General features: G+C 57.2%; 14 protein-coding genes. 8 read left to right on the top strand and 6 right to left on the bottom strand.

Features of this window, described 5'->3' with window-relative positions; translation table 11 throughout:
* Positions 1-2 precede the first annotated feature (2 nt).
* From SB816_RS08435 to SB816_RS08425, 3 genes are all read right to left on the bottom strand, one after another.
* Positions 3-965 (bottom strand): Bug family tripartite tricarboxylate transporter substrate binding protein, encoded by a 963-nt coding sequence (locus SB816_RS08435; RefSeq protein ID WP_410546798.1) that lies wholly within the window; start codon positions 963-965, stop codon positions 3-5.
* Between the two features lie 657 nt (positions 966-1,622).
* Positions 1,623-2,492 carry an ImmA/IrrE family metallo-endopeptidase gene (locus SB816_RS08430; protein WP_410547119.1) on the bottom strand — a complete coding sequence of 290 codons (870 nt, stop codon included), beginning with the start codon at positions 2,490-2,492 and terminating at the stop codon, positions 1,623-1,625.
* A gap of 2 nt (positions 2,493-2,494) precedes the next feature.
* Positions 2,495-2,887, bottom strand: coding sequence for a helix-turn-helix domain-containing protein (locus SB816_RS08425; RefSeq protein ID WP_175140534.1), 393 nt, complete (start codon positions 2,885-2,887; stop codon positions 2,495-2,497).
* A gap of 286 nt (positions 2,888-3,173) precedes the next feature.
* On the opposite strand from SB816_RS08425, the gene SB816_RS08420 reads away from it, so the two are divergent.
* The 5 genes from SB816_RS08420 to SB816_RS08400 are packed head-to-tail and all read left to right on the top strand — an operon-like array spanning position 3,174 to position 7,634.
* Positions 3,174-3,398 carry a DUF2188 domain-containing protein gene (locus SB816_RS08420; protein ID WP_410546797.1) on the top strand — a complete coding sequence of 75 codons (225 nt, stop codon included), beginning with the start codon at positions 3,174-3,176 and terminating at the stop codon, positions 3,396-3,398.
* Positions 3,399-3,404: 6 nt separating this feature from the next.
* Positions 3,405-4,406, top strand: a complete 1,002-nt coding sequence (locus tag SB816_RS08415) for a CBASS cGAMP-activated phospholipase (protein WP_410546796.1) — start codon at positions 3,405-3,407, stop codon at positions 4,404-4,406.
* Positions 4,400-5,542 (top strand): CBASS cGAMP synthase, encoded by a 1,143-nt coding sequence (locus SB816_RS08410; RefSeq protein WP_410546795.1) that lies wholly within the window; start codon positions 4,400-4,402, stop codon positions 5,540-5,542. The genes SB816_RS08415 and SB816_RS08410 overlap by 7 nt, the downstream gene beginning before the upstream one ends.
* Complete coding sequence (locus tag SB816_RS08405) at positions 5,539-7,170, top strand: ThiF family adenylyltransferase (protein ID WP_410546794.1); 1,632 nt, start codon at positions 5,539-5,541, stop codon at positions 7,168-7,170. The genes SB816_RS08410 and SB816_RS08405 overlap by 4 nt, the downstream gene beginning before the upstream one ends.
* Positions 7,158-7,634 (top strand): Mov34/MPN/PAD-1 family protein, encoded by a 477-nt coding sequence (locus SB816_RS08400; protein ID WP_410546793.1) that lies wholly within the window; start codon positions 7,158-7,160, stop codon positions 7,632-7,634. The genes SB816_RS08405 and SB816_RS08400 overlap by 13 nt, the downstream gene beginning before the upstream one ends.
* Positions 7,635-7,849: 215 nt before the next feature.
* Here SB816_RS08400 and SB816_RS08395 read toward each other — a convergent pair whose 3' ends face one another.
* Both SB816_RS08395 and SB816_RS08390 read right to left on the bottom strand, forming a co-directional pair.
* A complete protein-coding gene (locus tag SB816_RS08395; protein ID WP_410546792.1) occupies positions 7,850-8,656 on the bottom strand; it encodes a TniQ family protein in 807 nt (268 codons plus the stop codon).
* Positions 8,657-8,821: 165 nt separating this feature from the next.
* Positions 8,822-9,757 carry a TniQ family protein gene (locus SB816_RS08390; protein WP_410546791.1) on the bottom strand — a complete coding sequence of 312 codons (936 nt, stop codon included), beginning with the start codon at positions 9,755-9,757 and terminating at the stop codon, positions 8,822-8,824.
* Between the two features lie 559 nt (positions 9,758-10,316).
* Between SB816_RS08390 and SB816_RS08385 the strand changes: the two genes are divergently transcribed.
* Genes SB816_RS08385 through SB816_RS08375 form a run of 3 tightly spaced genes read left to right on the top strand, consistent with a single transcriptional unit; the run spans position 10,317 to position 14,667 of the window.
* The gene (locus SB816_RS08385) at positions 10,317-11,300 is read left to right on the top strand and encodes a hypothetical protein (protein ID WP_410546790.1); all 984 of its coding nucleotides are present in this window, start codon (positions 10,317-10,319) and stop codon (positions 11,298-11,300) included.
* A gap of 2 nt (positions 11,301-11,302) precedes the next feature.
* Positions 11,303-13,330: a hypothetical protein gene (locus SB816_RS08380; protein WP_410546789.1), complete on the top strand. Its 2,028-nt coding sequence runs from the start codon at positions 11,303-11,305 to the stop codon at positions 13,328-13,330.
* Complete coding sequence (locus SB816_RS08375) at positions 13,330-14,667, top strand: hypothetical protein (RefSeq protein WP_410546788.1); 1,338 nt, start codon at positions 13,330-13,332, stop codon at positions 14,665-14,667. Before SB816_RS08380 ends, SB816_RS08375 begins: the two co-directional genes overlap by 1 nt.
* A 932-nt stretch (positions 14,668-15,599) precedes the next feature.
* Here the strand turns inward: SB816_RS08375 and SB816_RS08370 are convergent.
* Positions 15,600-17,300 (bottom strand): ATP-binding domain-containing protein, encoded by a 1,701-nt coding sequence (locus tag SB816_RS08370; RefSeq protein WP_410546787.1) that lies wholly within the window; start codon positions 17,298-17,300, stop codon positions 15,600-15,602.
* Positions 17,301-17,302 lie beyond the last annotated feature (2 nt).

Genomic DNA, 17,302 nt, shown 5'->3' with positions numbered 1-17,302 from the left:
GCTCAATCCATCCTGATGTCGGCGCGCTTGACGATCTCGGCCCACTTCTTCTTTTCGGCCGCGATGAAGCGCTGGTATTCGTCCGGCGCGCCGGTATGGAGCTGCGTGCCCTGCGCCGCCAGCCGCGTCTTAAGTTCGGGCGAGGCCAGCGTCTGGCGCAGCGCCGCGTTGAGTTTTTCCAGCACCGCCGGCGGCGTGCCGGCCGGCGCGAAGAACGCATTCCACGAACTGATCTGCAGCCCGGCGTCGCCGGCCTCGGCCGCGGCCGGCACCTGCGGCGCCGACGGCAGGCGCTGGTCCGCCGCCACCGCCAGCGCGCGCAGCTTGCCCGAGGCCACGTGCGGCAAGATCACCGGACTGGCGTCCATCACCACGTCCACCTGGCCGCCGATGGCCGCGTTGACCGCCTCGCTGCCGCTCTTGAACGGCACGTGCACGATGTCCACGCCCGCCGTCAGCTTCAGCAGCTCCAGCCCCAGGTGCGGCGAACTGGCCGTGCCCGCCGAACCGAAATTCAGCTTGGCCGGATGCGCCTTGGCATACGTCACGAAATCCGCGAAGTTCGCCGCCGGCAGGTCGCCGCGCACCGCCAGCAGATAGGGCGAGCCGGACACCAGCCCGACCGGCGCGAACTTGTCGGGGTCATAACTGAGCTTGGCGTAGATCAGCGGGTTCACCACCTGCGTGCCCACCGTGCCCATGAAGATCGTGTAACCGTCGGCCGGCGCCGTGGCCGCCACCTGCGCCGCGATCACGCCGCCCGCGCCGGGACGGTTCTCCACCACCACGCTCTGGCCGAGCGCATCGCCCATGCCCTTGCCGACCTGGCGCGCCACGATATCGGTGATGCCGCCGGCGCCGAACGGCACCACCAGCCGGATCGGATGATCCGGAAACGCGGCCTGCGCGCCGCTGCCCGCCCCCGCGGCCAGCGCCAGGGCGGCGGCCATGATGATGCGCTTCATAGAATTCCCCTTGTGTCCGCCGCTTGATTGCGGCTATGACACAAAGTGTCCTATAGAGCATTGATTTTCCGCAAGGGAAATGTGATTGGGGGAATCCCTGAGCAGCAGGAATAAAGTTCGCCTTTTTTGTTGAAGTTCGCCTTTTGGCTTTGGTGGTCAACGCCAGCCATTGGGCGGACATCTTCTTCTATTCCTCGCCGATAAACAGTCTGCAGGTCAAGAAAGGCGAACTTCGCAATAAACGCAATTGAATTGGTTCGACGGTCTAAGCCCCAGATATGGGAGATGCCAGTACGGGCTTTGCGGAGGAGACACGGACGTCTCGAGACACTCGGCTGTGAGTTGGGAATTGTCAGAGTTGGAAGCGCCGTGCTTTGTATTGACACACCGGGCGCTTGTTGCCAGTGGCGGTTTTCGGCTGTGGATTCAGGCGGACAGTCACCAACGCCGCTTTTTTGACATACTCGCCGCACCACTTGTATATCGGCGGCTCATTCACACAGCCGGAGTACTTAGCAACTGCGCCGCGAGATCCAAGGCCTAACGGAGGTGTTCCAACTTGGTGTCGATAAGATCGTCACTGTTTGGCCAGCCTCAAATCATGTCAGCCAACAGGGCGAATGCTCGGGTGCACGTTGGTCGCAGCGGATCAGAGAGCTACCGACGCTTGCTTCGGCCTGGCCACGACAGCTCTCCAGTAAGTTCCGCTAGGCCGCCATCGTCTTCGACTCGCGCGCCGAAACGATTCACTTCAACTTCAGGCAAGTCTTCACCGTCAAACCATAGTAGTGAAATGGTTGTGTCAGTGCGGGCGTAGTGCCTCGATAGCTCCCAGAGATCAAGGCCCTTTTCCCAGTTGTCGAACCATACGTCCTGGGAGACTTCCCCGGTATCAGTGGCGCTGACTCCAGAAGACCTGATTTGATGTGCGACTGAGCCTGCTGGGATCGTCGATCTAGGAGGTATCCAAGCCCCGGCTTGTCGCAAAGAGGTAGAGCGTGCTGCATACCGTACTGCGCCGCGTTCCATGGTGACAAAAGCGCAGGGGGCATCGCTGAGAGTGGCAAATCTGGACGCAGCAGCAGGAAACGATGCACCAAACAAATCGGCCATGTGCTGAATCAGCTCGAAAGAAGGCTCTTCCTTCGAGGTGGCAGCAAGCCATGACTGATAGGGCATTAGCAATTCGGCCGCAAACGCGTCGCAGGCTACCTCATTAGGATGTCGCTTGGCGTACGACCACGACGGGACTTCTTCATGACTCGACTCTAGGCCGAGCACGATATGAGCTATTTCGTGGCAAATGGTGAATCGCTGGCGCTCCTCCGTTTCCAGGGAGTTCACAGTGATGATGTGCTTCCCACTTGGCTTGGTAAGGGTGTAGCCGGATTCCCCCTGGCCAAGCTCATCCTTCTTGACCTTGGCATTGGCTGCCACTACGTAGGCAGAAAGATCCTCTCGAATGTTTGCAATATCGACTTGCGCAACAAACGAGCGCGCTTTCTGCCTGACAGCCGCCTCATCCATATTCAATCGTCCTCGTCGTCATCCTCAAGAGCCTTCTTGATTCGGGCAATCAATGTGGCGGGATCAGGCCTTGCATTGCCGCGATGCCTGACGCCCGCCGCCATCGTAAATACGTCGATACCGATAGATGGATCTTGTAACACGAATTCGACAAGGCTCGTATCCGCATCGGCGTGGTCAGCGAGCCAAGTCACCAGAGCCGCATCCCTCTCCGAGGGTTTCAGAACTTTCAATAGCTTCTCGACTAGGTCTTGGGAAGGGTTGGTTTTTTCGCCTGTTTCGAGGCGATAGACATATGCATGGTCCACGGACGATAGCTGGCCAATCTCACGCAGCGAGAGAGTTCTACGTTCGCGTAGCGTCTTGATAGCGACGCCCAAGCCTGTTTGCGGCATGAATTCTTATCCTTGCGGTTGCGGGAGACGGCACGGCCATCTGTTGCTCTATCCCCACATCCATTTGTGTCCAAAGATGCATGTTGCACGACAGTTGCGCCGTCGCACATGCTCTGATACATTGTTGTCCAGCCAGACAACAGATGCGGGTTCTAAGCCCGCCTCAGGTTGAATTGGCTTGGCCTTCCTGTTGTCTGCCTAAGCAACGAATTGTGCTACAGCAGGCGGCCGTTGACAACCTGGCCTACTGCCAGGACTTCGTTGCTTTCACTGTAGGAGAGCCACCATGGCCGGTAAGAATCAGCATGTTGTTCCTCACCAAGACGGTTGGGCTGTCAAGGGCGCAGGCAATCAGAGGGCGACCTCTGTGCATGACACGCAGCAACAAGCGATAGATGCGGGGCGTGACATTGCCCGCAACCAGAAGTCCGAACTCGTCATCCATCGCCCGGATGGCCGTATCCGCGACAAGGACAGTCACGGCAACGACTCCTTCCCCCCGAAGGGTTGAGGCGCCATGACCGACATCCCCACCTACCATGTGCTTGCCCTTTCGGGCGGCGGTTATCGCGGTTTGTATACGGCCACGGTGCTCGCCGAACTCGAAATCGTGTTGGGCCGTCCTATTGCTTCGCATTTCGACCTGATCTGCGGCACTTCGGCGGGTGGGATGCTGGCTTTGGGACTGGCTGCGGAGATACCGGCCCAGGAGCTCAAAACGCTGTTTGAAGACCAAGGCAGCCGCATCTTTGGCTGCCGCAGTCTTGCAAGGCGGCTCTTAGGATTCTGGCTGCGCGCGAAGCATGACGCCGTGGGATTGAGAGATGTGCTAACTGAGCGCTTCCAAGACACCACTATCGGTAATCTCAAGCATCGAGTTCTCGTGCCCGCAGTCAACTACTCGACGGGGCGTGGGCAGTTTTTCAAGACGCCTCACCATCCTTCCTTCGAGGTGGATCACCCGATGAAGATCGTCGACGTTGCGTTGGCCACTGCTGCGGCACCCGTCTACTTTCCACTGGCTCGCAATGACCGAGGCGTTTTCGCAGACGGGGGATTGGTCGGCAATGCCCCTGGCCTCTTCGGGTTGCACGAGGTCAGAACATTCCTAGCGCCAAACCCGGACGCGCTGATTCGGGTTCTCGCCATCGGTACGATGACGATCGGCGCCACGGTCCGTGGCGGTGCCAGTCTTGACCGAGGGTTTGGAAAATGGCGCGGAGGGCTGTTCGACTTGGTGATCTCTGCTCAAGAATCGTCCGTGGACTACATGTTGCGGCAGTCGTTAGGGAATAACTACTTTCAGATCGACGACAAGGCAACACCAGATCAAAGCAGAGACGTCAAGGCGCTGGATCGGGTTTCAGTTGGTGCCACGAATACGCTCAAGGACCGTGGAAAGCATGCGGCGCAACGGGCGCTTGGTGATCCACTTTTTAAACCATTTCGTGCGCATCGGGCCGGCGCCCCCATCTTCTATCACGGCCCCAACAAGAATGTTCCGGAGGCCACGTGCTGAACCTTAGTCCGCTCTTTTTTACTACAGTAGAAGACGAGTCGTGCATGCACGACAAGTTGGATTTGACGCCTGAGCAGCGTGAATGGATCGCTAGCGCACGTACGGACGTAAGGGACTGCTTGCGTACAGGCATCCCTCGCGTCTTGAAGGCGCGTGGCTACACCGAAGGAGCGCCACAGCCTCGGTTCTTCACGCAAGGTTCGTGGGCCTATAAAACGTTGAACTCGCCGGCACAGCGCCCACAGCAAGCGGATGTAGATGACGGCTGCTATCTGCCATTGAGTTTCGTGTCGCAGACAAAGCGCCCTAGCACAGCCACAACCGTATTCTTCGCCGCTGCGGAAGAGGCTTTGAAGCCGCTGGTCGAGGAGAAGGGCTGGAAGCTTGTCACAGACAAACCGACGTGCATTCGCATCATCATCGCTTCATACGCCCACATTGATATTCCGTTGTATGCCATACCCGATGAAGAATTTGTCACTCTCGCAAAGGCCTCGATGGAACGGTATGGCTTCGACTCACTGACGGAGGCGATGAGCAGGGCAGAGCGGGATGCGTGGACGGCGCTGCCCGCTGACAAGGTGCTCCTTGCCCATAGGCAATGCAACTGGACGGCATCCGATCCCAGGCCCGTGAAAGAATGGTTCTTGGGCGAAGTGGAGGTTAAGGGCGAGCAGTTCCGACGCGTCGTTCGTTACTTGAAAGCGTTCCGTGACTGGAGGTGGCCAAGCGGTGGGCCTGCTTCAATCTTGCTAATGGCCGCAGCGGCACCTCTCTTCGAAAGGCGCGATCGGCGCGATGACTTGGCCTTGCTCGATGTCGTTGCTGCATTGCCGACCCGGTTGCGTGCGGGCGTGAACAATCCCGTGGAGGAGTCGGAGTCCCTGACCAAGCGGCTCGGCCCGGACGGCGTCGAAGATGCCGCAAAGGCGTTCGAGGCATTTGAGAAGGTGCTTCGCGGCGCGACTGACGCCAGCAGCCCCTCACAGGCATGCATTTGGATGCAGCGTGAGTTCGGGCCACGTTTTCCGAATCAGCCTGACCGGGTCAAGGTGGTGTCCATCGCTGCCACCATTGCGGCAGCTCCTGCCGCCGCTGGCCCGAGCGAACTCGTTGGGCGAACGAAAGCAGGATGAGCAACACCGTAACGGTCGCAGATGTAGTCGAGGCGTTCAAGCAGCGAGGCTTCGACTTTGTTGGCAAGAGGAAGGACGGCTGGGTCAAGTTGCACGGGCACTTGATTTCTCCTGGCTCGGGCGAGTGTTGCCAGTGCGAGGTCCAGCTGGATCCCACATTCTTCGAGCTTCCTCGCATTCGACTGCTCGAGATTCCCCCTCAGCTGCCCAAAGCCGTTCCCCATCTTGGGGGAGATGGTTTCCTTTGCTATCTCGCCAAGGGGACGGTTGTTCTGGATATCTACGATCCAGTCGGCCAATACCTAGCCTGCCTAGAACGTGCGGCTTTGGTGTTTGGCCAGATATTGAAGGGCGAGATGGTCGAAGACCTTACAGAGGAGTTTTTCGCCTACTGGAATGGCTGGCTCTGTTTCGTGGATATGCAGGGGAAGGATTTGGGGCGGCAAAGTTGTATTGTCGCGCAGGCTAGCGGAAATCCCTTATGGTTCATCACCGACAACGAGGAGCGAACACGAAACAAGCTGCACTCGCTCGGCTACAAAGTTACCGATAGAACAGTACTGACCTACAGAGTCAAGACTGCGGCTCAACCGCGCCCCCTAACCAAGCACTGGCCACCAGAAACAGTTGGGGATGTCTTGACGTGGCAAAGCACTCTCGATTCGCGGTGTCGTCGCAAGATTCACGAGCGTATCAAGGAAGGTGAAAGAACGCGGGCCAATGGTGTTTTGATTGTCATTGAATCGCCCTTGATGACATATGGCTTTGTGGTTCTCTATGATCGCCAGAAGGCATCCCGGAAGAGCAAACTTGCAGATGGTAGGGATACAAGTTACGGACTAAAAGTGATGCCTGTCTCCGTGATCCGAATAGATGATCGCTATCTTGCGCAGCGAAATGTTCCAAAATTAAACATCCTAGCAGGCAAGAGCATCGCCGTCGTCGGGTGTGGAACGATTGGCGGCTATCTGGCCGATATGCTTGTCAAAGCTGGTGCGGGTACATCTGGCGGAAAAATCACACTGGTTGATTTTGACTGCCTTCTCCCACAGAACATTGGGCGCCACCGCTTAGGATTTCCGGACCTTCTATCGAACAAGGCCGAGGCTATGGCGAAGGAACTCAAGCGCTTAGCGCCGGGCGCCGATATTCGAGCCCTACCAGTCGATGTAAGGAAGGCACATCTGGGGAAAATTGATTTTCTCATCGATGCTACTGGCGAAGAGTCATTAGGGCATTGGTTGTGTGGCCGCTATCCCTCCCCGCTGCCTATGCTTTCCGTATGGATAGAGGGGCCAGGAACGACTGTCCGTGGGCTTCTGAGAACGAACGTAGCTGGCGCGTGCTATCGATGCCTTTGGCACAGCAGTAGAAAGGGCGAGCTCCACTCCACCCTGGAGCCTCTTCCTGTCATCCTGGCAGGGCATGGGTGCGAAGGTTTGTATGTGCCATTCCCCGCTTCAGTATCGGTGCAAGCAGCAAGTCTAGGCGCCGAGATGGCTCTTGATTGGGTAAACGATATCTATTCTCCTGCGCTGCGAACGAGATTGATCGATCGCTCCCATCAACTTGCAACGCCCGATTGCGATCCGCTTGCGGATCGGGACTGCCCCTTATGCCATTCATAAGCTCCTGGGCCACCCACGACAAAAGAATGCTGTTGCATTTTTCAGAGCCCACGCTGGAGACTTTCTCTCAGCATGTCCAGGCCAGTGATGCCGACTGCGAAGCCGGCGGACTTCTGCTTGGCTCGGTGCACGGTGCCCATTTGCTTCTCCACCAAGCGACGGTTCCCACGGCGTGGGACAAGCGATTTCGCTACCTATTCGAGAGAATGCCGTATGGTCATGACGTCATCGCGCTCTCTCGATGGACTGCGAGTCAGGGAACGGTCCGTTATCTGGGGGAATGGCACACGCACCCGGAAGACTATCCACGTCCTTCTGGTCTTGATAGATCGGAATGGACCCGCCTAGCCGCGAAGCGGCGGGACAAGCGCCCTATGCTGGCCGTCATCGTCGGGCGAAAATCGCTTTATGTCGAGCTAGTCCCAGCTTGGGGGCGTGGCTCGGAGTTCCTGCCAGAGGAATGAAGTTGGAGACTCAAATCTGTGCGCAGGGCCTCAGCCTTGATCTCTTAGTTTGTTCCGCTGAGCGGCCTGTCACATATGCAAGGTCAATGGCCGCAATGAAGCGCAAGCGGAACTCGTTTACAGAGGAAAGACTGGAAACTCTGCGTGCAAAATACAGATCATCGTCCACGCAAAATCAGATCTATGCGGCTAACCCACCGTGGTCAGCCCGCGCGTCAAGCAATTGACCATGGACTGTAGGCCGGTGGCCTTGCAGGCATCGCGTCACATGAATCTAGCAGTAGCAACGCAGTGCCGGGAAGGTCGCTCATGCGCAACCTTCCCCGCTGAGATGTCGAAGCATCACTCAACGCGGGAAAATGTTGTCGCACCCACTGAGCTGGTACAGACCGCAGCAATTTTTCTAAGGCTTCGAGCGGCAACAGTTCCTCGTTTAAGGCAGGCAGTTCCCTCTCCGCTTTTCTCCTCTTGGGAAGAGAGAGAGAAAGGACCTCGGAACCGCAAGTCGCGCGAAGAACGTCAACTGCCCGAGCAAGATACCTCTGAACGGCAGGGCAATCACGGACCTCTTCCAAGTCGGGCGTCTCATCTTCGACTAAATCATGACCTCGGCCTGGAGCATCCACGAACGCCGTGGCGCGATATTCTTGCTTGACCACGAGAAGAGTAAGCTCATGCTCGGAGCACAGGTCAGCCCCTGGGATAAAGTGTTCTCGACGCCAGTAGGCAAAACCCAACGTCTTCTTTTGCCCGTCCACGCACGCCGGACAGTAGCGAACCACCTCTGCGCGGGTGAATCCAAAGCCCTCCCCCAACTTTTTCTTAGACACGGCCCAATCAGCTACCGCTCCCTCGCTCGACAGACGCGTGAAGAAATACAAGGGCTGTAGCGTATGCGACCTCCAGTAGGTCTCGGCCTGCAGGCCAAGCGAACTGGCAAAGTCCTCAATCGGATAGGGAAGAAAGGTATTGATGAAATGGGACAGCCTTCCATGCGGAACGCGGGCCATGGCAGGCGTCATACGAGAACCTTGATTGTTGATGCACCAGGCTCGCCCATAGTGCCCGAGATAGAACTCCCCGGGTGCCGGCTTGACTACTATCACTACGTCCAACCCTTCTAAACAACGACAACTTATGGCGAAGCTATACGAGGCCAAGCCTTCGTAAACCAGTCGACGAGTGCCTTAGCCGTCAGCGTACTCGCCCAGGCCAGCGCGCAACCAATGTGCAACGCTCAGCAAAATCAAAGGATGCAAGCGTTGCCAAGCACCGAATCTCATGGTCCACAGCCAGGTCGTCGCTAGGCGTGATTCCGAAGGCAGTGCACGCATGTCTGGCGCGAGGCGGAACGGCGCCACGTGTGCGACATACGCCCTTCCCGCGTCCTCGAGGCGCTTTCGAGGCCGCCATTCCGGGCTCAATCGCAACGTGTCGATTGCCAGTCGAATTTCTTGCGCGCGAAGCTCCGCCGACAGCTGAGGGCGGCTCATAGCCTCGACGCAGAACGCTGAGAAATCGGCCAGCGCCGCCAAATCCGCCTCTTTGATGTTCTGCCCTACCGGCACCGCCGTCTCCAACGTCGGCAAGGCCCAAGACAACCCACCTGCGCGCTCCCTAACCCGTCGTTGAATCCAAAGCAGCCTGCCATGCACACTACACACCCAAACGCCCGGATACTGGTGGGGCAACTTCCAATAGGAAACGCCAAACCGCCGCCGCTCATCTGCAACGCAATGGGGGCAGAGCTTCAGTGCATGGTCTGATGCGAAGCCACAGATTGCAGTGCGTATGCGGAACCGCCACACGTCGCCTCCAACCCCATCGCAAATGCGCGACATCAGATCTTCGGCGACCGCTCGCGGCTTCCAAGCCAAGAAATAGGGAAAAAGCGTGCGCGACAGGAGTCGCGGAGCATCGCCAAAACAGCCATCTGTCACATGCGCAAAATGACCAAGCTTGGCGGGGAAATCGTGCTGACGGCCCAGCTGAGGGTGGCCAAACAGCATGCTACAGGTGACTTCACTGCGCCCATGACCTGAAGCTCGATGCATACGACTACAAAGGCTGAAGAAGGATTCGTCGCCTGCTAGCCAACCTTGCACCGGAGATTGGAAGCCCATAGGCCAGCGCTCTCATTAGCAACAAATTTGGAACAATCAAACGCCTGAAATTTGACTTCCATCAGTCCGTTGCCACGCGAGCATACCAGAAAAAAAGGTCAATACAAACCCTAAGTCTTTGATATAAAGACTCTATTATAATTCACGGCCTTTATGGGGACGGATTATATCAAGAAAAGAGGGCCTGCTTTTTGCCGCCGGCAATTTTTTCATTAGTTCGACAAGCTGAACAAAATGGCTCAAAATCACCCCAGCCGGCCGTCACCAATTTTGGCCGGCTGACCGTCCAAAGGCCTTGCCCAGACAAGACGCCCTGACACTTATCCATCAAGGAGACACCTCACAAGCCTAGCCCCCACTTTGCTTGAGACCAAATAGCACAAGGCCGAAAAGCTCCTGCAAGAGCTTTTCGGCCTTCGAGATGTGCGTCGGGTGGTATCCCTATGCCCATCTTGCCTCGGTGGGCTGCGCAAGTCAAGCGCAGTTCCGGACGCGTTCGCCCCGAGGAAATGCCTAGTTCTTAAGCCTTGAAACCCAAGATTTTCAAGGAATTAATCCCATGGCCAAGAAGGCGCTTATCAGCGAAGCGAGACTTCGCACTATTTCTGCTCGTCAGAAAATCCCTCTCTGGGGACCTGACTATATCCCCGCACAGCTCGCGACTCGTGAGGAAGCCCCCAGCATAAGCAGGGCCTCCATCGTCTATTCGAGCCGCCTGGGTCGAGACGTACACTTCCTGTCGTTTCCGGAACGAGCTGCCGGCTGTCTTGCCCTGCTCCATCCTCGACTTGTCGACATGCACGAGCAGAAAGTCCTGTCGCCCATACCCGCCCCTCACCCCTTGACGACACACCCCCGTGCTCAGGGACAAGTTTTTCCTCGGCTGCCTGGCACGGTCGCGATTGCGGAACGCCTTGGCATGACGAGTCGGCACCCTCACGTATGGATTGATGACCCTCAATCGATTCACGGCGAAAAAGCCGCTGTTCCATTCCCTTATCTGGGCGACCTTTTGCTCGTTATGGAAGATCGCGATGGTCTTTACTGCATCAACTGGTCCGTGAAAAAGACCGTTGCAGCATTCTCATCGCCCATTGGGAACCGTGTGCGCGCCAGAGCTTCTCGAGAACGTGCAGCTGAGCGCGTCGCCCAGCGTCAGACTCTCGAAGCTGAGTACTATGCAGCCGCTGGCATTCGGACAGTGCAGGTGAGCGAAGATGCCATGAACTGCACGCTCGTCACAAACCTGAAGTGGCTCATCACTTGGAGCGCGCGCCCAGGACCAACGGATCCGGACAAACGGCATGCCGTTTGGGACGCTTTTCGCGCTCTCCGCCAAAACGCGGCCTCTCCAAATTCTGTGTTCCCTGAATTGCAGACAAGGCTGAAACTGTCTCAACATGAATGCAAGCGGCTCTTCTACGAAGGAATTTACCTCCGCGACATCCGGGTGGATCTGTACTCACCGATCCTGATTGATAGAGCCTTGCGCCCCGAACGTAAGGACCCCCTTGTCGAATTCTCTCATTGGTTCGCGAGGTAGCCATGCAAATCGGAACCAAACTTATCGCCCCAAATGGATACCTGGATCTGCCGACGGATCGCGATTTCTACTTTCTACTGAACAGCACAGCCGCGCGCCGAGCACTTTTGGCCATATTTGAGCGCGGCAAAAAGGAATGGGATGCGCACCTCGTCGTCCTCGAGCAACAAGACTTCGAACGTGGAATCCTCAGCGGAGAGCTCCGCGCCGCAGCGTCCCAACCTTCGATGCCTCCGCACCTCGAAGGACTGGAGGGAATCGATCTATGGGAGGTCGACACGCGCCGCGTTGGAAGCAAGAAGAGCAACATCTTTCGAGCGCAAGAGCGGTTGCTTGCCATCGTCGACTATGTGGATGCTTGGCCTGCCATCGTCCAAGCGGACGCTCCCGAATTCGCCCTCAATCAGATGGCAAGAGAACGAGGGCAAACACCTCGGCGAGTTCGGCATTGGCTTTTGACGTACTTATGCTTCGGAAGGTCAGAGCTGTCCCTCTACCCAGCATTCGGCAGGATTGGCCATTACGATCGTGCGTCCACACCTGGCTCCAAGCCATACGGCCGGCTTACCCGCAATCCCGACTTGGCACCGCCTCGGCGCCTGACCCAAAGGGACATCGACCTGATTGAAAAGTCATACACAAATCTAGCCAGAAACGGGCAATCACTATCCAAAATCTATGCCGAGGCAATGCTCAAACACTTCGGCGCCTCCACAAAGGAGCTGGCCGATGGCAATCGCAGACTCATTGCCGGCGACGGGACGCCAGTCCCCACCCTCGCGGCCTATCGGTACCACGTAAATAAGCTGTTTGGCGCATCGCAGGTCCGCATAGCGAAGTACGGAAAGAACCGTGCAAGACGCCAGAGACAGAACTATGGCAGCTTCCGGGAAACTACGACTGACCACATGCAGATCGTGGAATGCGACGGCTTTTACAGCCTAGAGAAGCCCTGCAGCTACATCAGCGGCAAGGAGCTTGACCGGCTCTGCGTTGTTCGAGGCGTGTGCGTTGCTACATCTCAGCTCGTGGGCATCGGCTTTTCCCTTGGGGGAGAACACTCCGATGCGTATCGAATGATGTTGTTTTCGATGGCGATTGATAAAAGAGTCTTCTGCTCTCTCTTCGGGATAGACATTCAAGAAGGGGAATGGGTGGGGCACGGACTCCCCCTTCAAATTGTGAATGACCGAGGACCAGGCTCTACGTTTCACCATCGGCGAGAAATGCTCAGTCCAAACCGAAAAACAAGCTACCTTCCGCTGTGTGAGATCACCCCTACGGGTTCGGGACAGTCAAAGGCGCTCATCGAGAGTAAGCACCCGAAGGACCTTCGGATGGAAGAGCCGAACGTCTACGTCAAAAGCGAGAAAACGGTCACAGAGCTGGTGTTCAGTGAAATCCAGCGCTGTCTCACGCAAAACGAGAGTCAGCTACAAGACACCGGCTACAACGCGACGTTCGCCCGGAGGAATGTCCGCCCCACGCCAGCCGCTCTCGCAGCAGACCTGGTCAAGGTAGGCAGGACGGCGGCTCAACCCGTCCCCTTCGCAGAGGCAGTTCGCCAATTCCTGCCTTCCGACACTATCTCGCTCACGCGCTCAGGAGCCAAGTTCCGGAGCATTACGTATCGGTCCCATCAGTTGGCAGAGGCTGTGTCCACATATCCTGACAAGCGCGTCAGGAAGCTAAAGGCCTACTACTTGCCACTTTGCCTTCGTCATATCTGGGTAGAGCTAGACGGGCGGCTATTGCAACTCGACAACGAGAGTATTCTCAATGGCGGCCCCGAGGACTCCAACCTTAGCGAGAAGGAAGCAATCGAACTGGAAGAAAGAAGGGGCAGGAACCGTCAAAGGCAGGACCTGAACCGTAGTGCAGTCATCGCACAGGGCATGAAAAATGAGCAGGATCGATTCGGACGCCCCTATCAAGCACCTCGCCTGACCACGCGACGAAGTGAGAAAACGCCGAAGGCGTCGCCTGCCGAACGCTCGCAGCACCGAAATTTGTACCACGGAGAACGCTGATGCCCAGCTCACCTCTTCCTTGGATCGCACGATTCGAAGCGCTGCGCACCGAATCGGCGATCCGACAACGTTGCTACCGGATGCCGCGTCCTCTGGAACTGGCATCAACCGCCAGCCCCACCGACGTTGAAGTCAGGGTCGGTAGCACGCTAGCTGAGATCTACTACCCCACGAAGCAGGACGTGGCGATCCTAGGTCGCTTGCGAGACCTTGCCAAGGTGTATTGCGAGAGCGCTTATGAGAGCGAGCAGCGCTATGCATCCAAGCTGCATGCGCCAATGAAGACTACGACCGGGACGTTTAGCAATCCCATCTGTCTAACCGGCCTTGCCGGCGTGGGCAAAAGTCAGGTCATTGATGCGTTCTGCCGCTTGTTCACTGACACGCGCATTCAGGTTCTGGATGGCCTTTTAGCGTCCCCCATGAAAGGCCCCATCAAGGTGACTCTCCAACGAGATTTGGGCCTCAAGGCCTATCTCAACGACTACATCAATCTGGGCGTCAAGAATCCGAAGATCCATTCTCTCAAGGACGCTATCGATTGCTTTCCACATCGCGCTTATGCCCGCGGAGCCCCCTTCGTCCTAATCGATGAAACGCAGTTCAAAGTAGGTGGAAGCAGCACCAGCAGCATTCGAAACATCTTGCTCCAGTTCACGCAATTCGGCATACCACTGCTGTTCGTTGCAAACCTAAGCCTGGTCAGAACGCTCAGTCGTTCTCCTGAACAGCTGCGCCAACGTTTGCTCACTAGGCCAATAGAAGTCGGACGTGATGAAGCGGGCTCGGACGATTGGATTGCCTTCTTGCGTTGCTGCCACACGAGTCTTGACGAGACCATTAATCTCGACGTCCATTCTGAGCAAGAGGTCATTCACCAATTAACAGGTGGCATCAAGCGCTTAGTCGTGGATCTGTTGAAGATCTCCTACCGGCATTCCCGAGGCTCCAAGAAAATCCGCCAAGTCACAATGGACCACGTTCAGGAGGCGTACCGATCTTCAGACTATGCCGTTTCCCGCCACCAACTCAAGGCACTCAGTGACTACGTCATTAGCGGAAACCCAAAGAGCGAGTACCACAACCCTCTCGGCCCGTCCCGATTGGAAAGAGGCTTTGATACCAGTAACACAGAGAATCCCACACTGAAGGAAATTGCCCGCAGGGCATCCCTGATGCAGGTGCCCGTGAATTCGAAGGACAACAATCCAGACGGCGAAAGGCGGATAGCTGCTGTCCCGTCAGCGCCAAGAAGCCGAAAAAAACGCCCTACCGCCGGCGATCTATTGAGCAATGCCATTCGCCTTGGAAAGGGGTTATATGGATCGCAAAACTAGGCCATGCTTAGTTGCCCCGGTCATCATGATGAATACCCCCTCACGGATGGCGCACAGGGACGCAGAGCCTCAACGCCACGACGATCGGGGCGCGGTGTTCACATACGCCTCTAAAAAAGCGAAAGCCCCAACGAGTTGGGGCTCCGTAGTCTGGGTCTCATTACCCGCTCCGGGCGGAACCACCTGCGTGGGGGCAACGCTATTGTCCGTACCTGGACGCACCAGCTATTGCGCTGTTGACATGTTTGCACACTCTAATGTCCCTGTGCAACACCTCGAACATGCAGCTACTCATGATGATGCGGCTGCCATATGCCCAGTCCCCAGAGCGATGCGTGCAATGCAATTGATCGCAATTTCGGCGGACTAACGCTCGCCACATCGCCGAGGTACGACGGACCGTCCCATCGGTCCCCAATACAATCTGCGGAGCCACATTCACCGACGCAACTCCTTTGACCTAAGCTACTGTCGCCGCCCTAGAGAAATCTCTCCCGGATAGAATGCAGGTGACATGACTAGGTCTGAATAGTCCCAAACCATTCGGGGCGTCTTCTTTTCCCGCCCAAGAAAGTGGCCGGAGGGATCCCCCCACGATGACTGTCTTCGGCCAGAAGCAGCCGTTCGCCGTGAGATCACGAACGGAAGGTACAGGCTGTGGGCTGACGCTCGCGAGCAGTCAGCGACAGATCGCAACCGCCCCGTTGCAGTCGTGGGCTTCGAAGGATTCGGTGCCCGTTTCGAGTCGTTCAGGATGGCCTCGTGGTGACAGAGGACCGACCTACGTAGTGCGTCGGCTACCATCCTATTTGGCCGTGCGCTCAACCGTTCTTGAACTGAAGACACAGCTCGTAGAAGCTCGTGAAACTCTGGATGTGAAGCTGTTTTAGGTACATGTTTGACCAACACTCGACCACTAAGCCCTGTGATGCTCACCGGAAAGCCGACAGTGCACCGGACGATCCAACCAGATAGAGCAACGTTTTTGCCCGCGTCACGCCAACGTAGAAGTACTCCAGCAGCCCTTCGTTGACGAGCTCCTCCCCGACCCACAAGATGACAACCGACGCTTCGAGCCCTTTGAAGCGCCCCACCGTGTCGATAAGCACGGCACGACGCTGACCCGGGACCTCGACGGACCAGGTCGCTGCTGGAAGTTTTTGCTTTTGAAGCAGGTCGTAAAGGTGCACCTTTGGACGCTTCGCTAAGAGAACCGCGATGTCCTCCGGCGACACAGCTTCGGTAAGAAGCTGTCGAACGATGTTGGCGATGGCAACAGCCTGTTGAGAATCGCCTTCGACCGCCGCCCGTAGGACATCGTCACCGGGCAAGTCAGGATCATCGATGGCCTCGCCTTTGTAGAAGGCGTAGCCCATCCGATGGATTGGGACGGTGTTTCGGCAGTTCGCAAGCAGCGGAAAGGGCTCATCTGCAACGGGAAGGTTGGCGTGCTTGCGATAAAGCGCCTGGTTCTCGTCCAGGAAGAGGTAAAGCGCGCCTTCCTCTTCGTCATTGAGCAGCTCTTCCAGAGCGAACCAGTAGTCATCGCTGAAGTCTTGAGCCTCGTCAATGACGATCGCGTCGAACGCCCCACCCAGCAATTCATTCGCCAAGGCGAGCGCGTAGGGCATCTGGACTTCAAAGGCGTACTTTTGAGATGACCCCGGAAAGGCCTCAATGGCTTCAGCCATCACATCCCTTCCTGCCCGGCGCGCTTCACCTATGCGCCTGTCGCACAACTGGTGGAAGTTCAAGACTGTGACTCGGGGCTGATCGGCCAGCCCCTGGGCCAACGCAACGGCCAGCGGCCGGTTGTAGCAAAGCAGTAGTACGTTCTCCACCGTCTCGGCAAGCAGACGAGCCTTGTGCACAGCGATTAGTGTCTTGCCGGTGCCTGCGCCGCCCGAGATGACAGCTCGCTTGCGTCCGCCCAAGACCCGAAGCACCTTCGCCTGGTTGGTTGTAAGGCGGATACGGGTCTGCTCAGCCGCGTCTAGAACAGCTCGAAGGGCCGGCCGCACCTCTACCGAACTGGAGTAGATCTCCTCGACAAGCTGGACACCTTGCCTCCCAAGCGGGTCATCGTTGGGTTGCGTCCAAAAAGCCAGCAACTGGTCGAGCCAGGGTTCCAGAGCAAGGACGTCAGCGGTCACGGCGATGGTTGGGCGCTGGCGATCCGGGGCTAATAAAGGGCGCACATCATGAATATCAGGGAGCACGACCGCATGCCCGAGCGTCAGCCGCGTCCCTCTCCAACGCCGCCAAAGGACGTGCCCAAGAAGCTGGTCTTTAATCGCATGGCGCTCACCGCTGGCTTGGCGAAACGGGTCTTTGATGTCGTGCCTATCCCCGTGGCGGTCGATAGACTGCCACCGTCCCGTCGGGGCGTCGAAGGAAACCCCGCCGCCCTTTACTTCGATTGCGAATACGCCTGACTGCGGCACAGCAATCACGAAATCAGCTTCGCCTTCAAGGAGCCAGTCCTTGCCGTTGCGGAACACCCAGTTTGCCGAGTAGATGACCAGAACGTCTTCAGGCAACTGCCTGCGACATTCCTCATAGAACCGTGCCTCGGCCTGCGACTTCAAGCCCCGCAGTTGCTCCTCGGTCAGGGTTGGAATCATTCGTGCCATGG

Source organism: Achromobacter sp. SIMBA_011 (assembly GCF_046535435.1).
Lineage (GTDB): Bacteria > Pseudomonadota > Gammaproteobacteria > Burkholderiales > Burkholderiaceae_B > Achromobacter > Achromobacter dolens.
Note: the sequence above shows the minus strand (reverse complement) of the source record. Positions and strands in the feature narration are given on the sequence as shown.